The sequence below is a fragment of the Allobosea sp. RCC_152_1 genome (genome assembly GCF_041360765.1).
GTDB classification, from domain to species: domain Bacteria; phylum Pseudomonadota; class Alphaproteobacteria; order Rhizobiales; family Beijerinckiaceae; genus Allobosea; species Allobosea spartocytisi.
In genome coordinates, this window is record NZ_JBFUPU010000001.1 from 1,299,326 (window position 1) to 1,311,739 (window position 12,414).

General features: G+C 64.5%; 13 protein-coding genes. 5 read left to right on the forward strand and 8 right to left on the reverse strand.

All coding sequences use genetic code 11. The annotated features are described in order from the left end of the window. Window positions 1-3: 3 nt before the first annotated feature. Window positions 4-807 carry an MBL fold metallo-hydrolase gene (locus tag AB6806_RS06100; protein ID WP_142020934.1) on the forward strand — a complete coding sequence of 268 codons (804 nt, stop codon included), beginning with the start codon at window positions 4-6 and terminating at the stop codon, window positions 805-807. A 290-nt stretch (window positions 808-1,097) separates the two neighbouring features. Here the strand turns inward: AB6806_RS06100 and AB6806_RS06105 are convergent, their stop codons facing one another. The 8 genes from AB6806_RS06105 to AB6806_RS06140 all read right to left on the reverse strand — a co-directional run bounded on the left by AB6806_RS06105 (window position 1,098) and on the right by AB6806_RS06140 (window position 7,809). Further along, window positions 1,098-2,429: a glycoside hydrolase family 130 protein gene (locus tag AB6806_RS06105; protein WP_142020935.1), complete on the reverse strand. Its 1,332-nt coding sequence runs from the start codon at window positions 2,427-2,429 to the stop codon at window positions 1,098-1,100. A 39-nt stretch (window positions 2,430-2,468) separates the two neighbouring features. Continuing rightward, window positions 2,469-4,736, reverse strand: a complete 2,268-nt coding sequence (locus AB6806_RS06110; protein ID WP_142020936.1) for a glycosyltransferase family 4 protein — start codon at window positions 4,734-4,736, stop codon at window positions 2,469-2,471. After that, window positions 4,733-5,692 (reverse strand): class I mannose-6-phosphate isomerase, encoded by a 960-nt coding sequence (locus AB6806_RS06115; RefSeq protein WP_185747834.1) that lies wholly within the window; start codon window positions 5,690-5,692, stop codon window positions 4,733-4,735. The genes AB6806_RS06110 and AB6806_RS06115 overlap by 4 nt, the downstream gene beginning before the upstream one ends. Window positions 5,693-6,008: 316 nt before the next feature. Continuing rightward, complete coding sequence (locus tag AB6806_RS06120; RefSeq protein ID WP_142020937.1) at window positions 6,009-6,266, reverse strand: hypothetical protein; 258 nt, start codon at window positions 6,264-6,266, stop codon at window positions 6,009-6,011. Window position 6,267: 1 nt separating this feature from the next. After that, window positions 6,268-6,465 carry a hypothetical protein gene (locus AB6806_RS06125; RefSeq protein WP_142020938.1) on the reverse strand — a complete coding sequence of 66 codons (198 nt, stop codon included), beginning with the start codon at window positions 6,463-6,465 and terminating at the stop codon, window positions 6,268-6,270. A 56-nt stretch (window positions 6,466-6,521) separates the two neighbouring features. Then, entirely contained in the window at window positions 6,522-6,863 is a 342-nt protein-coding gene (locus tag AB6806_RS06130; RefSeq protein WP_370954290.1) for a hypothetical protein, read from the reverse strand. Window positions 6,864-7,067: 204 nt separating this feature from the next. Beyond that, window positions 7,068-7,427, reverse strand: a complete 360-nt coding sequence (locus AB6806_RS06135) for a hypothetical protein (protein WP_142020940.1) — start codon at window positions 7,425-7,427, stop codon at window positions 7,068-7,070. Window positions 7,428-7,659: 232 nt separating this feature from the next. Beyond that, complete coding sequence (locus tag AB6806_RS06140) at window positions 7,660-7,809, reverse strand: hypothetical protein (RefSeq protein WP_185747835.1); 150 nt, start codon at window positions 7,807-7,809, stop codon at window positions 7,660-7,662. 74 nt (window positions 7,810-7,883) lie between these two features. On the opposite strand from AB6806_RS06140, the gene AB6806_RS06145 reads away from it, so the two are divergent. The 4 genes from AB6806_RS06145 to AB6806_RS06160 all read left to right on the forward strand — a co-directional run bounded on the left by AB6806_RS06145 (window position 7,884) and on the right by AB6806_RS06160 (window position 12,413). Then, window positions 7,884-9,317: a M24 family metallopeptidase gene (locus AB6806_RS06145; protein ID WP_142020941.1), complete on the forward strand. Its 1,434-nt coding sequence runs from the start codon at window positions 7,884-7,886 to the stop codon at window positions 9,315-9,317. A 36-nt stretch (window positions 9,318-9,353) separates the two neighbouring features. After that, window positions 9,354-10,583 carry an ABC transporter substrate-binding protein gene (locus AB6806_RS06150; protein WP_370954291.1) on the forward strand — a complete coding sequence of 410 codons (1,230 nt, stop codon included), beginning with the start codon at window positions 9,354-9,356 and terminating at the stop codon, window positions 10,581-10,583. A gap of 97 nt (window positions 10,584-10,680) precedes the next feature. Then, the gene (locus AB6806_RS06155; RefSeq protein WP_142020943.1) at window positions 10,681-11,592 is read left to right on the forward strand and encodes a carbohydrate ABC transporter permease; all 912 of its coding nucleotides are present in this window, start codon (window positions 10,681-10,683) and stop codon (window positions 11,590-11,592) included. After that, entirely contained in the window at window positions 11,589-12,413 is an 825-nt protein-coding gene (locus AB6806_RS06160) for a carbohydrate ABC transporter permease (protein WP_142020944.1), read from the forward strand. The genes AB6806_RS06155 and AB6806_RS06160 overlap by 4 nt, the downstream gene beginning before the upstream one ends. Window position 12,414 lies beyond the last annotated feature (1 nt).

The window sequence follows — 12,414 nt, forward strand, 5'->3', positions numbered from 1 at the left end:
GCCATGGCGCTGACGGTCACGATCCTCGGCTGCGGCTCCTCCGGCGGTGTGCCGCGGCCCGGCTCCGGCTGGGGCGCCTGCGATCCTGCCGATCCGAAGAACCGCCGCCGGCGCTGCTCGATCCTGGTGACGCGTTCCGGTCCGGACGGCACGACGCGGGTGCTGGTCGACACGTCGCCGGATCTGCGCGAGCAGCTTCTCTCGGCCGAGGTTCCGGCGCTCGACGGCGTGCTGATGACGCATGACCACGCCGACCATACCCACGGCATCGACGATTTGCGCGCGCTGGTCCTGCACATGCACCGTCGCATCCCCATCTATGCCGACAAGCCGACGCAGGCTTCGCTGCATGGACGCTTCGGCTATCTCTTCGAGATGCCGCCGGGCAGCTACTATCCGCCGATCCTCGATCTGAATGAGATCAGCGCCGGGCGCAGCCGGACGATCGACGGCCCCGGAGGCCCGATCGAGGCGCTGCCGTTCCGCGTCGAGCACGGGCCGAATTACGAAGCGCTCGGCTTCCGTTTCGGCGATCTGGCTTATCTGCCGGATGTCAGTCTGATCCCGCCGGCCGCCCTGGAGGCCATGGCGGGGCTTGATGTGCTGATCCTCGATTGCTTGCGCGAGACGCCGCATCCGAGCCATTTCCATCTCGCGCAATCGCTTGAGACGATCGCAGCGTTGAAGCCAAAGCGCGCGATCCTGACGAACCTCCATGCCGATCTCGATTATGCGAGCCTGTCCAAACGTTTGGAGGGAAATATCGAGGTTGCGTATGATGGACTGATCATCGAGACACGGGCCTGACATCCGGCCCTGGCCGTGTTTCGGCATGAGTTTATGTTCCAGATCGAGCGGTTTCGGCAACTGTTGCACTTCGATACTCTCGTAAGTGCAATGTCTTACGTGTAACTTGGAGAATTCTGCAGTTGCAGCTTCATGCAACAACGGTCTGTTGCATAACGCAAATTCGAAAAGGCAACACACGAGGATCTGTTGCAAAAAACAACGATCGACGTGTTGCATTGTGAAGCTATCGGCGAGTGCCCGTGCACAGGAATGGGCCGGCGCGCCCTAAAACTGGCGCTGTAGCCGGCCTATTCCTGTGCGCCGGCACGCATCCAGCTATCTTCAGCTTCTATGGCTTCAAGGAGGGCTGCGACCTTCACCGTGGCGAAATGGCAGAAGGTGTCCGAGACCGCATAAGGCAGGACGATCAAGTCGCGGTGGCGTATCGCGCCGCAGGTGTAGACGACGTTCGGCACGTATCCTTCCCGTTCCGAAGGCTCGGGCTGGACGAAAGGCTGGCGCAGGCGTCCCAACACTTTCGATGGGTCCGCCTTGTCGAGCAGAACCGCCCCGATCGTATATTTTCGGACCGCTCCGACGCCGTGGATCAGGAGGAGCCAGCCCTCGTCGAGTTCGATCGGCGAGCCGCAAGTGCCGATCTGCACGAACTCCCACGGGTATCGCGGCTTCAGGAGCGCGACCCCGCCGTCCCAGGTCAGGAGATCATCCGAATAGATCAGATGGAGGTTCTCATTGTCCTGCCGGGAGATCATCGCGTAGCGGCCGCCGAGCTTGCGCGGAAACAGCGCCATGCCCTTGTTCACGGCAGCCGCCCCCCGCAACGGCGACAGCCGGAACGACAGGAAGTCTCGGGTCTCGATCAGCTCGGAGCGGATCGACCTGCCGTCATAGGCCGTATAGGTGGCGCGATAGACGATGCCGTCATCCTCCTCGAAGGCGACGAAGCGCGCATCCTCGATGCCGTTCGACTGTGCCGCGGTCACGGGAAAGATCACCCGCTCGCTGATGTCGCTATCGGCTGCGAAGACGACCTCGACATCCTCGCCATCGAGCCGCGCCATCCGGTTGTGCAAGGTGGCGATCGTCGCCAGGCGCGAGGTCGGGTCGACGCTGACCTCGCCATCCGCCGCGATCGATCCGGACCGGAACGTCAGGGACGAGATATGCCCCTCGCCAACCGCGCGAACGCTGAGGATGAAGCGAAGCCCGCCGGCTGGAGCATTGGATTGGTCGGGATGCGCGATGATGCTCGGGTTGAAGAGCGCGGCCGCCTCAAACGAATACTCGTGCAGGAAATAGGCTCCGACCAGCTGGCGCTGGACCTTGGTGAAGGCGCCGTGAGCGGCAAAGGCATCCTCCATCTCATCGGCGCGCGCCTCGAATCTCTCCAGCAGATTGCGGTGCCGGCCGTTGAAGTTTTCGAGCACCTCGGCCAGCAGATTCGCCGCCTCGTCCGGGTCGAGCGATAGAACCCGGTTGACGATATGGTTCGCCTTGGCCTTCTCGGCGGGATTGAAATCCTGTGGCTCACCGGCGGGACCGAACCGACGCACGACGACCCGAGACGGGTCTGGACGCAGATGCAGGGTCTGTCGGTTTAGGAAACTGGGCTGGGACAAGACGTCCGCCGATCTGTTTTGAGCAAGGTCGCCGAAGGCTCAGGCATGCAAGGCCCGAAGCGGCGCCAGTTTCGGGCGATCCCCGCTGACGCGGGCAAGCTGGCGAATCTCGGCGAGGCTGAGCAGGTAGGATACCACGGATTCGCCACCGCGGTTCTCGTTCGGTCGGTCGCGATGCAGGCCGTCACGACAGGCGCCGGTGTCGAGATCGACCAGGGGCGTGGAGAGGTCGTTGTCGCCCAGGAACCAGGCGAAAGCGCGCGCGGCTTCGCTGCGCCATTGCGGGTCGTTATCGGCCCGCCAGGCTGCGAGGCAGGCCGAAATCGCCGCCGTCGCCTCCAGCGGCTGCTGGTCGAAAGCCTTCGGAGAGCTGCGCCGGTCGCCGAAGCTTTCCGAGCCGACCGGCCTGAACAGGCCTGCCCGCGTCGTCTGTAGATGCGTGAGCCAACGCAGCGAGCGCAGGCCGGCCTCGATATAGGCCGGCGCCTTCATCGCCAGTCCCGTCGCGATCAGGGCCTGGGACAGGCGCGCATTGTCATAGGAGAGCCCCTCCTCGAACCAGACCCAGTCCGGCGTTTCGACCGCCGTGATGAGGCCGAGCAAGCGGTCGGCGAGAAGCGTGCGCACGGACGCGGCCACCGCAGTGGCGCAATGAGCGTCGAGGCCCAGCAAGGCAAAAGCCCAGGCGCGCGGGGAACTGAAACGCTCGATGATGGGCAGGGCCTCGGCGAAGAGCGCGGCAGCCCATTGCCGCCGCGAAGTGCTCGCATCGTCACGGGCGCAGACGCCGAGCGCCCAGAGCGTGCGGCCATGGCTGTCTTCCGACCCGGCCTCCTCGAGCCAGCGCCGATCGAAGCTCATGAAATTGCGGAAGCGCCGCCGATCCGGATTCCAGGCGTGCTGGATGAAGGAGGCGAACCGTGTCGCAAGTGCGTCCGGCAGACCCGTCTCGCCGGTACCGCTCAGGGTGTTGGCGAGAAGCAGAGCGCGGGCGTTGTCATCGACGCAATAGCCATGCGAGCGGTCCGGCACGGAGTGAACGGCGTGCTGGAACAGCCCGGTATCGTCGCACATGGACAGGAGGTGGCCGGTCTGCATCTCCGGCGGCGGGACCGTCGCCGGAAGGGCACTCGGCTGGCTCAAGCCCGCAACGGCGCTCAGTACACGACCTCGGCGGTCCGTCTCGAAGGCGGCGAGGTAGCGTTTCGCGGTCCGCTCCCAGGTCATCGAGCGGCTGCTCGCATAGGCACGCAGCCTCATGGCCTGGCGCCGGGGCGCATCGGTCAGCAGACCCGCGATCTCGTTGCCGATGGCGACGACGTCGCCGAAGGGCACGAGGATGCCGCGCCCGTCGGCGAGCAATTCCATGGCGTGCCAATAGGGCGTCGAAACCACGGCCTTACCCAGACCGAAACTGTAGGACAGCGTGCCCGACGTCATCTGCGCCTCGTTGAGATAGGGCGTGACATAGACATCGCACATGGAGATGAAGCCGAGCAGCGTCGCCTGATCGACGAACTGGTCGAGAAAGACGACGTGATCCTCGACCCCGAGCTCGCGAACACGCGCCATCAGGCTTTCGCGATAGGCCTCGCCATGCTCGCGGACGAGATGGGGATGCGTGGCGCCCAGAACGACATAGATCGCATCGGGACGCCGCCTCAGGATCGAGGGCATCGCGTCGATCATCACCTCGATGCCCTTGTTGGGTGACAAGAGGCCGAAGGTCAGGATGACGGAGTGATCGGCGAAGCCCAGCCTCTCCTTGGCTTCATCGGGCTCGACAAAGGTGAATTCGGGAATGCCATGCGCGATCACCTCGATCTTGTCCGCCGGCAATCGATAGACGGTCCGCAACAGGTCGCGCCCCTTCTCCGCCATGACGACCACGCGGGCCGAGGCATCGATGATCCGCTCCATCACGTCGCGCTGCGCGGCATTCGGTTCGGCCAGGACAGTGTGGAGCGTCGTGACGACGGGCATGGTCAGGCGCGACAGCAGCGCCATGATATGGCTCCCGGCCTCGCCGCCGAAGATGCCGAACTCGTGCTGGAGGGAGACGACATCGAAGCGGCCCTCGTTCAGGAAATCGGCCGCACGCGCATAGTCTTCGAGCCGCTGGTCGGAAATCTGGCAGTGCACGGAAAACGGATAGTCGTAGCTCTCGCCCACGTCATTCATGGCGACGATGGAGGTGTCGACGTCGGAGGATGCGATCGCCTGCTGCAGATCCGTGGTGAAGGTCGCGATCCCGCAGCGGCGGGGCAGCGAGTTGCCGATGAAGGCGATGCGTTTGGTCGGGCTCATGATCGTGCCTCCGTGGACGGAACTGGCGAACTCGCAACGGCCTGTGGCGGCCCGGTCGGCGGAGAAACCGTCTCGCGGAACCGGGGCATGCCCTCCCCGTCGACCCGTTGCAGGAGATCGCGGTTGGGCGTTGCGGCGTCATAGGCGACGAGGCAGGACAGGCCGGCTTCGCCCGGCGCGATGCGCGCGGCCTGCGCCTCGATGAAACAGCATTGGCCAACGCCGATTTCGAACGCGCCGATCCTGGCGTCGCCGGCGATGGCAGCCAGCCAGGTCTCGCACCGGACATCGAGCTCCCAGATCGATCCGGCAGGCAGGTCGATCCGCTCGAAGACGAAATAGGGATTTGCGACGAGCAGGGTCCGGACGCCGCTCAGGCGCCGTGCCGGCGCGGTGCGTTCCGCAGGCCCGGCATAAGCCACGGCAACGCCCTGCTCGATATGAAGGTCGCGGGCACGGCCATGATCGAAGAGACGGAACGTCGTGTCGCTGCGCTGCTGGATCTCGGCGAGCACGAGGCCTGCGCCGATCGCGTGGATCGTCCCGGCCGGGACGGCGATGATCTCGCCTGCGGCCGGCTTGTGCCATGCGACGAGCTGGGCGATCGAGCCATCCGCAATGGCCGCCCGCAATCGCTCCGGATTGACGGCAGCCTCGAGACCGACTCCGACCGCCGCGTCGGATGCAGCGGACAGGATGTACCAGGCTTCCGTTTTCCCGCGCGGCAGCCCCATCGCATGGGCGGCGGCATCGTCCGGATGTACCTGAATCGACAAAGCCTCCTCCGTGAACAGGAGCTTGAGCAGCAGGGCCGGTTCCGGTGCGTGCTTGTCGCAGCGCTGGAACCGGAGTTCGCCGATCGGAATGCCGGGATGCCCGGTTCCGCTCCAGGGAAGCAGGTCGGTCGATCCCCAGGGCTTGGGGATCAGTTCCATGCAGGCTTGTTCGAGCGCCATGATAGGGCTCCTGGTTCGTGCGGCCGGCCATCGACGACGGATCGTCCCACGCCGGTCTTGGGTAGCGGCCGTTCGCTGGCGCCGGCGCGAGCGATCGCCTATCGCAAGCGGCCTCGGCTGGCTGGCGCGGCTCGGAAGGACGCCACAGCCGCACTCCTGGTTTTGGAGCAATCTTACGAGCGATCGGATCGATCCGGTCGTTCGACTCGGGATCGAAACGCGCGATGGCGGAGTGACGCATCGCGTTCCTCCGCCGCGCATATCGCATGTGCCGGCGCTGCGGAGGCTGTCGCGCGGGCCTCCACACCGGAATGCTTCAAGCGCTGAGGTCAGCCTCCAACGCGCTGGCCAGTTCGCCCGGGCTCACCGCGAACACCTGTGAGCTGCCCGACGAAGACAGCGACGGCGTGTGCAGCATGGTGGCGATCTGGCGATAGGCCAGGAACGAGGCGGCTGGAATCTCCTCCTCGTCGACCACCACGCGGTAGGTGCCGGCAGGCTGCGTATGGTCCAACACGCTCAGCCTGAACGGCTTCCTGAATGTGACCGTGGTTTCCCGGCTGCGGGTATTCATGTCAGCTCTTCTTCTTCGGTTTTCCCGCGAGTTCGAGCGCTACTGGCAGGCCCTTTGCGGACACGGGCACTGCCGCCGCTTCCTTTTTCTTCTTGGGCTTCTTGGCCTCTCGATTGCCGCGCGTCTGTCCCTTGGCCATATGAAACTCCTCTTGCGGAGCAGGAGGCGACATGATCGCCACCATCTCCGCGCTGCTCACGCGGAATGGCTCGTGATCGTGAGCGATGTCGCTGCGTGCGGCTGTCGCCGATCGTCTCAGGTCCTGGCCGTGCCGAGCGTTTCGGCGCAGGCCTTGGCGACGGCAGCGTCCGGCGACGGGCTGCCGATCATCGTGGCCCAGCCGCCCTTGGCGATGAAATCGCCCTGGCTCCACGAACTGATCTTCTTCAGCTCGGCAAGGGCGGCATCGGCATTGGGCTGCTTTTGGAAGTTGCTCACGCAGATCGGAGACAAGGCCGCGACAACGGCATTCTCGGCCCTGAGCTTCGCCAAGCGTTCGCTCGACGACGCCGTCGACCAGCCACCCCAGGTGAATCCGACAACGGCAAGGGCAATCGCGCCACCAACGGCACCCCAGATGGCAGGCTTGGTTTGCAAGGGGATTTTCATGGAAAACCCTTCCGATTTGCGGAATGAAAATCTTCCGTTAAATAATATAGCACGGAAACAGAAAATAATTCAGGTTATTTTTCTCACCAAGGCGAGGTCGAATATCAATTTTATTTCACGCATTATATGAGTTTATGACGCTGGAAATTCCAATTAATATTCAGTTAGTTCAGACTATTCATCTACAAATCTCTACTCATTTGAGATGAGGCGTTTGATCGTCTGCTGTGCCTCTTTTTTCTGCGAACTGAAGGCACAACCTGCAGATGCCTCGAAGAGAGGTTTCCACTTCGTCGGCAAGGGGCCTTTGATATCCGCCAGGGGACTGGGAACCGGCGACAATTTACCAAGCACGAGGATCGCCATCGACAGGCGGCGGCGAAGGCGCCTGAGGGCATACTTCATGTGAGCGGCGTTGTGCGGCCCGATATAGCATAGGCAGATCAGTGCCGGACCGCGCTCGGCAAGGCGCTCCATGCCGGGAGCCAACAGCGCGGTTGGAGGTAACGCTTCGGCCGCCAGTCCATGCTTCTCTAGGATTTGGCCCAGCATCAGCGCGGCCGCCTCATCGAGTTGCGATTGCGCGCCGACGGCCTGAGCCTGCCACGAGTTCGAATTCGTTTCCTTGTCCAGCAGGCAATCAACGTGACACCACCGGGAAAGAGCTCCGCAGCCGGTGCGTGTCGCCCGTCATGCGTGGGAGGCGCGGCTTATTCCGTAATCAGCTGCGCCTCGGTTGGCGGGCCCGGGTGAAGCATTTTCGCGTGAAGGCGTGCGTTTTTTTTCACACTGCGGGAGCCGACTGTGAAGGAGCACCGCAGAATTCGCGGTATTTCCGGCCGGCGCGGTGTTCGACCCAGTTTCTTTTTTTCATGACCTCGCCGATTTTTTCCAAATGGCGTTTTAGCGGGCTCATTGCCGCGTCAAGCGGCATGATGTGAGCTTCACCCCCCCAGTTTTCATCGTAATCTTGCCTGACGGGACTATCGAGATTGCGGACAGATACTCATGAACCGGGCCGTCGTAAGTCTGAACTCTGCTGCAGGGATCGATGCGAGGCGCCTCGAGCGGCTTCTCGACGGGTTTGAGCCTAGCTTCATCTTTCAGCCGGTCGATCCGCTGCCGGAGGCCGAATATGTCGACCGGCTGCGCCGCATCCGCCGCGAGGCTACCGTCGCAGGCCACGATGTGACGCTGGTGCATGCCGACGGCATCGGCTGGTATCACGTCTCCAATTCCTACCTCCGCTATATCTGCGACTGGGCGCGGGAAGGCGTGCTGGTCATTCCGACCGATGAGGACAAGCCCCTCACGCTGTTTTCGTTCTTCTCCTCCTCGGTGTTGCTGCCGCCGGCCGGCGAACCGCTGCTGGTCGAGGACATCTGGCAGGTCGGGACCTGGGGGCGCGAGAGCTATAACCGCCCGGGCAGGATGGTGGATCGCGTCGTCGCGGCAGTCGCGGGTTTCCTGCAGGATCAGGGCTTCGCCCGCGCGCAGATCGGCACGATCGGCGACGCCACCTCCGCAGGGTACTGGAACGGGCTGAAGGCGGAGCTGCCGAAGGCGAGCTTCATCGCTGCACAGGATATCGTCGACCGGATGCAGCGCCTGCGCAGCCCGGCCGAGCAGAGGCTGGTGCGCGCCGCCGCCCAGCTCGCCGATATCGGCATCCAGGCGGCCTATCACGTCACCCGGCCGGGTGTGACGGATCATGAAATCTACGCCGCCTTCACCTATGCCCAGCTCGCCCGTGGCGGCGAAAGCGGCGATGGCTACCAGATCGGCATCAATCGCTGGGGCACGGCTTGCGGCAAGCCCTACGGCCATGTCGTTCGCGATGGCGACCTGATCAATCTCTATATCTCCGCCACGACCTATCGCGGCTACAACGCGCAGATCGCGCGCATGATCGCGATCGGCACGATCACGCCGAAGCAGGAGGAGGTGCTGGAGATGTGCGTGGAGGGCGTGCGCGCCGCGGCTGTGCGCGTCAAGCCGGGCGCGCTGGTTTCGGAGGTCGCGAACGCGTCCTTCGAGCCCTATATCCGGCGCGGCTATCTCAGTTCCGCCGACAGCCGCACCATGCCCTACAACTGGAAGGCCAACGAGGACGGCTCGCCGCGGCTGGTGCCGCGCCAGGCGGTGCCGGACGAGGATTGGGAGCGGCAGGGGCGCCGGCTGATGCATGTCTATCCGGCGACGCTGGGCCCGCACAATCCCAATGTCGGCCATCAGGTCTCGATGCCGAAATTCACGCATTACAACATCGCTTCGAACAACCACGACCGGCTGGAGCCGGGCATGACCTTCGTGCTCCATTCGCAGTGGCTCGATCCGATGGTGGCCGGCTGCAATGTCGGCGACTGCTATCTCGTCACGGCCGATGGGGCGGAGAACCTGTCCTGCCACACGCCGCTGGAACCTCACCGGGTCAAGCTCTGAAAGCCAGCGCCTGCGCTGCAAAAAAGGATTGCGATGATGCTGACGCGCCGTAGCCTCGTTTCCGCACTCGGCGTGACCTGCGCTGCCGCCGCGCTCCCGGCGCGGGCACAAGCGAAGCCGGTCACGCTCGTCGTCGCCAATTCGCAATGGCTCGACGCCCTGCGCGGCAAGAGCCTCTGGGCCGCACTGCAGAAGTACCAGCAGGTCGCGCCCCATGTGACATTCCAGCAGGAGGCGATCCCCTCGGCCGATTTCAACGACAAGATCACGACCGAGCTCGGCGCCGGGCAGGGCCCTGACATCGCGTTGATGCAGGAAGGTCTGTTCTTCTCGCTCGCCGATGCCGGCTTCCTGGTCCCGCTCGACAAGGCGGCCGAGGGCATTGCGCTCAACGTCACCAACGAGCAGGGCGTCTTCAAGGGCAAGCGGCTGGGCGTGGCCTGGCAGCGCGCTCCCTATGCGCTGATCTACAACAAGAAGCTGGTCGAGGCCGCCGGCGTTGCGATCCCCCGCGACATCGACGGGCTGATCGCCGCCGCCAGGGCGATCCAGGACAAGACTGGCGCGGTCGGCTTCTCCTCCCGGCACCAGATGGCGGATTTCTCCGGCTGGTTCATGGATTTCCAGAACTGGGCCTATGGCTACGGCACCAACTGGGTGGACGGCCAGGGCAAGCTGACATTGAACACCCCCGAAGCGGTCGCGGCTGTCGCGGCCTTCAAGAAGGTCTATGACGCCAGCATCGTGCCGATCGGCGATGACATGCCGACCCAGCGCATGCGTTTCAAGCAGCGCCAGATCGGCCTCAGCATCGACAATAGCGGCGGCACACTCAACATCGCGTCCGGAGGGCCGCTCGCCGCCGGCGATGTCGGCGCCGCCGCCTTGCCCTTCCCGCAGCCGGGCGCCTATCAGCAGATATTCGTCGGCATCTCCCGCCATTCGAAGAACCAGAACGAGGCACTTGCCTTCCTGTCCTGGCTTCTCGGCCGCGAGGGTCAGCAAGCCTTGCGCGAGGCATCCGGACCGGACACGCTGGCGACTGACGTGCCGCTGACCGACGCCTTCCGCGCCGCCAATCCCTGGGCCGACACCTTCGCCGCGCTCGCACTGAAGGCACGCAGCACGCTGATCCCGGGCTACGAAACCAAGACGCCGTCGATCATGCGTCTGGTCATGGAGGCCGTCGAGAAGGTGATCGTCGCGGGCGTCGCCCCGAAGACCGCGCTGGACGAGGCCCAGAAGCAGGCACTCGCGCGCTTCTAGGACGGGTAGGGACGCAGGCCTCTCACAGGGCGCGCGACAGGCGAAGGCAAAGCAGCAAGCCGAGCGACGAAACGGTCGCGGGGAGGGGCGTGAATCGATGTCCGCAAGGGCGCTATCCGCAGCGAGGCCGTTCGGCACGAGGGCTCTGCCCTACGCCTTCATTCTGCCGCCGATCACCTATCTCGGCCTGTTCATGTTCTGGCCGCTCGCCCGCCAGATGTGGATGAGCCTGACCAATGCCAAGCTCGCCACGCCGAACGAGGGAGACTTCGTCGGACTGGCGAATTACGCGCGACTGATCGAGACGCCCGCCTTCTATGCCTCGCTCAAGGCGACGATCCTCTACGCGAGCTGCGCCGTCGTGCTGGGCGTTGCGCTAGGTGTCGTCTCAGCCTTCGCGATCAACCGGCCCTTCCGCGGGCGGGCGGTCATCCGCGCGGTGCTGCTGTTCGGCTGGGCGGTCCCGAACGTCGCGGCAGCGCTGATCTGGCTGTGGATGTTCAACGAACGCTCCGGCGTTCTCAACCAGATCCTGACCGGCATCGGCCTTTCGCGCCTGCGCTGGCTGACCAGCATCGACTGGGCGCTGCCTTCCATCCTCCTGGTCACGATCTGGCAGGTGGCGCCCTTCGTCATGCTGGTGGTGCTGGCGGCGCTGCAATCGGTGCCGGAGGAGGTGCGGGAGGCGGCGCGCGTCGACGGCGCCGACCCGCTCAACGTCTTCCGCGCCGTGACCTGGCCTCACATCCTGCCGGCGGTGCAACTCGCCAGCCTGCTGGTGGCCGTGTGGTCGATCCGGCGCTTCGATATCATCTATCTGCTCACCGGAGGCGGTCCGCTCGGCAGCACCTCGACGCTGGTGGTCCGCATTCGCCAGACTGCCTTCGAGGCGCATGAACTCGGCATGGCGAGCGCCTATGGCGCCGTCGGGCTCCTCCTCGCCCTTCTCATTGCCGCGATTCACCAGACGGTCGACAGGCGGCGCGCACGCTGGATGGCGGATCGATGACATCTCTGGGCAAGCTTCCACGCTTTCTACTCGTCGTCTTGCTGGCCTTGCTGGCGGGCTTCCCGGTCTACTGGATGGCGACCACGGCGCTGTCCGACCAGGCCCAGCTCTATGTGGGCCGCCAGGTGCCCTGGCCGCAGCTCGGCAATCTCGGCAGCCTGCTCGCCGCGATACGGGAGGTGCCGGCCGGGCGCTGGATGGTCAATTCGCTCGTCATCGCCGCCGGCACCACGGTCGTGAGCCTGCTGCTCGGCTCGCTGGCGGGCTACGCGCTCAGCCGCTTCCGTTTCCGCGGGCGCGGCCTGGTCGGCTTCCTGCTGTTCATGACGCAGGTAGTGCCCGAGGCGCTGATCCTCGTGCCGCTCTATGCGATGTTCATCACGCTTGGCCTGCTGAACGATCTCGCCGGTCTGGCACTGGCTAACGCGGCCTTTTCCCTGCCGGTCGCCACCTTCATCATCAAGGGGGCCATCGACACGGTGCCCTATGAGATCGAGGAATCGGCGCAGGTCGACAACTGCCCGCGCTTCGGCATCCTCTGCATGATCGTGCTGCCCCTCGTGGCGCCGAGCCTCGCTGCCGCGGCGGTCATCGCCTTCTTCGCCGGCTGGAACGAATATCTCTTCGCCTCGACCTTCCTGATGAATCGCGAGCTGTGGCCTGCCAGCGTCGGGCTTGCCTCCTTCATCGGGCAGTACGAGACGCCGCTCTCGGTGGTCATGGGCACGGCGCTGCTGTTCAGCCTGCCGGCGATCACCTTCTTCCTGCTCATCCAGCGCCGCATCGTCTCCGGACTGACCTCCGGAGCCGTCAAAGGATAGC

What these genes read in the sequence shown, in the direction of transcription:
- AB6806_RS06135 (WP_142020940.1), bottom strand. Translation starts at nt 7,427, where the DNA reads ATGCTGGGCCAAATCCTAGAGAAGCATGGACTGGCGGCCGAAGCGTTA.
- AB6806_RS06160 (WP_142020944.1), top strand. Translation starts at nt 11,589, where the DNA reads ATGACATCTCTGGGCAAGCTTCCACGCTTTCTACTCGTCGTCTTGCTG.
- AB6806_RS06140 (WP_185747835.1), bottom strand. Translation starts at nt 7,809, where the DNA reads ATGCCGCTTGACGCGGCAATGAGCCCGCTAAAACGCCATTTGGAAAAA.
- AB6806_RS06110 (WP_142020936.1), bottom strand. Translation starts at nt 4,736, where the DNA reads ATGAGCCCGACCAAACGCATCGCCTTCATCGGCAACTCGCTGCCCCGC.
- AB6806_RS06150 (WP_370954291.1), top strand. Translation starts at nt 9,354, where the DNA reads ATGCTGACGCGCCGTAGCCTCGTTTCCGCACTCGGCGTGACCTGCGCT.
- AB6806_RS06120 (WP_142020937.1), bottom strand. Translation starts at nt 6,266, where the DNA reads ATGAATACCCGCAGCCGGGAAACCACGGTCACATTCAGGAAGCCGTTC.
- AB6806_RS06155 (WP_142020943.1), top strand. Translation starts at nt 10,681, where the DNA reads ATGTCCGCAAGGGCGCTATCCGCAGCGAGGCCGTTCGGCACGAGGGCT.
- AB6806_RS06145 (WP_142020941.1), top strand. Translation starts at nt 7,884, where the DNA reads ATGAACCGGGCCGTCGTAAGTCTGAACTCTGCTGCAGGGATCGATGCG.
- AB6806_RS06100 (WP_142020934.1), top strand. Translation starts at nt 4, where the DNA reads ATGGCGCTGACGGTCACGATCCTCGGCTGCGGCTCCTCCGGCGGTGTG.
- AB6806_RS06115 (WP_185747834.1), bottom strand. Translation starts at nt 5,692, where the DNA reads ATGGCGCTCGAACAAGCCTGCATGGAACTGATCCCCAAGCCCTGGGGA.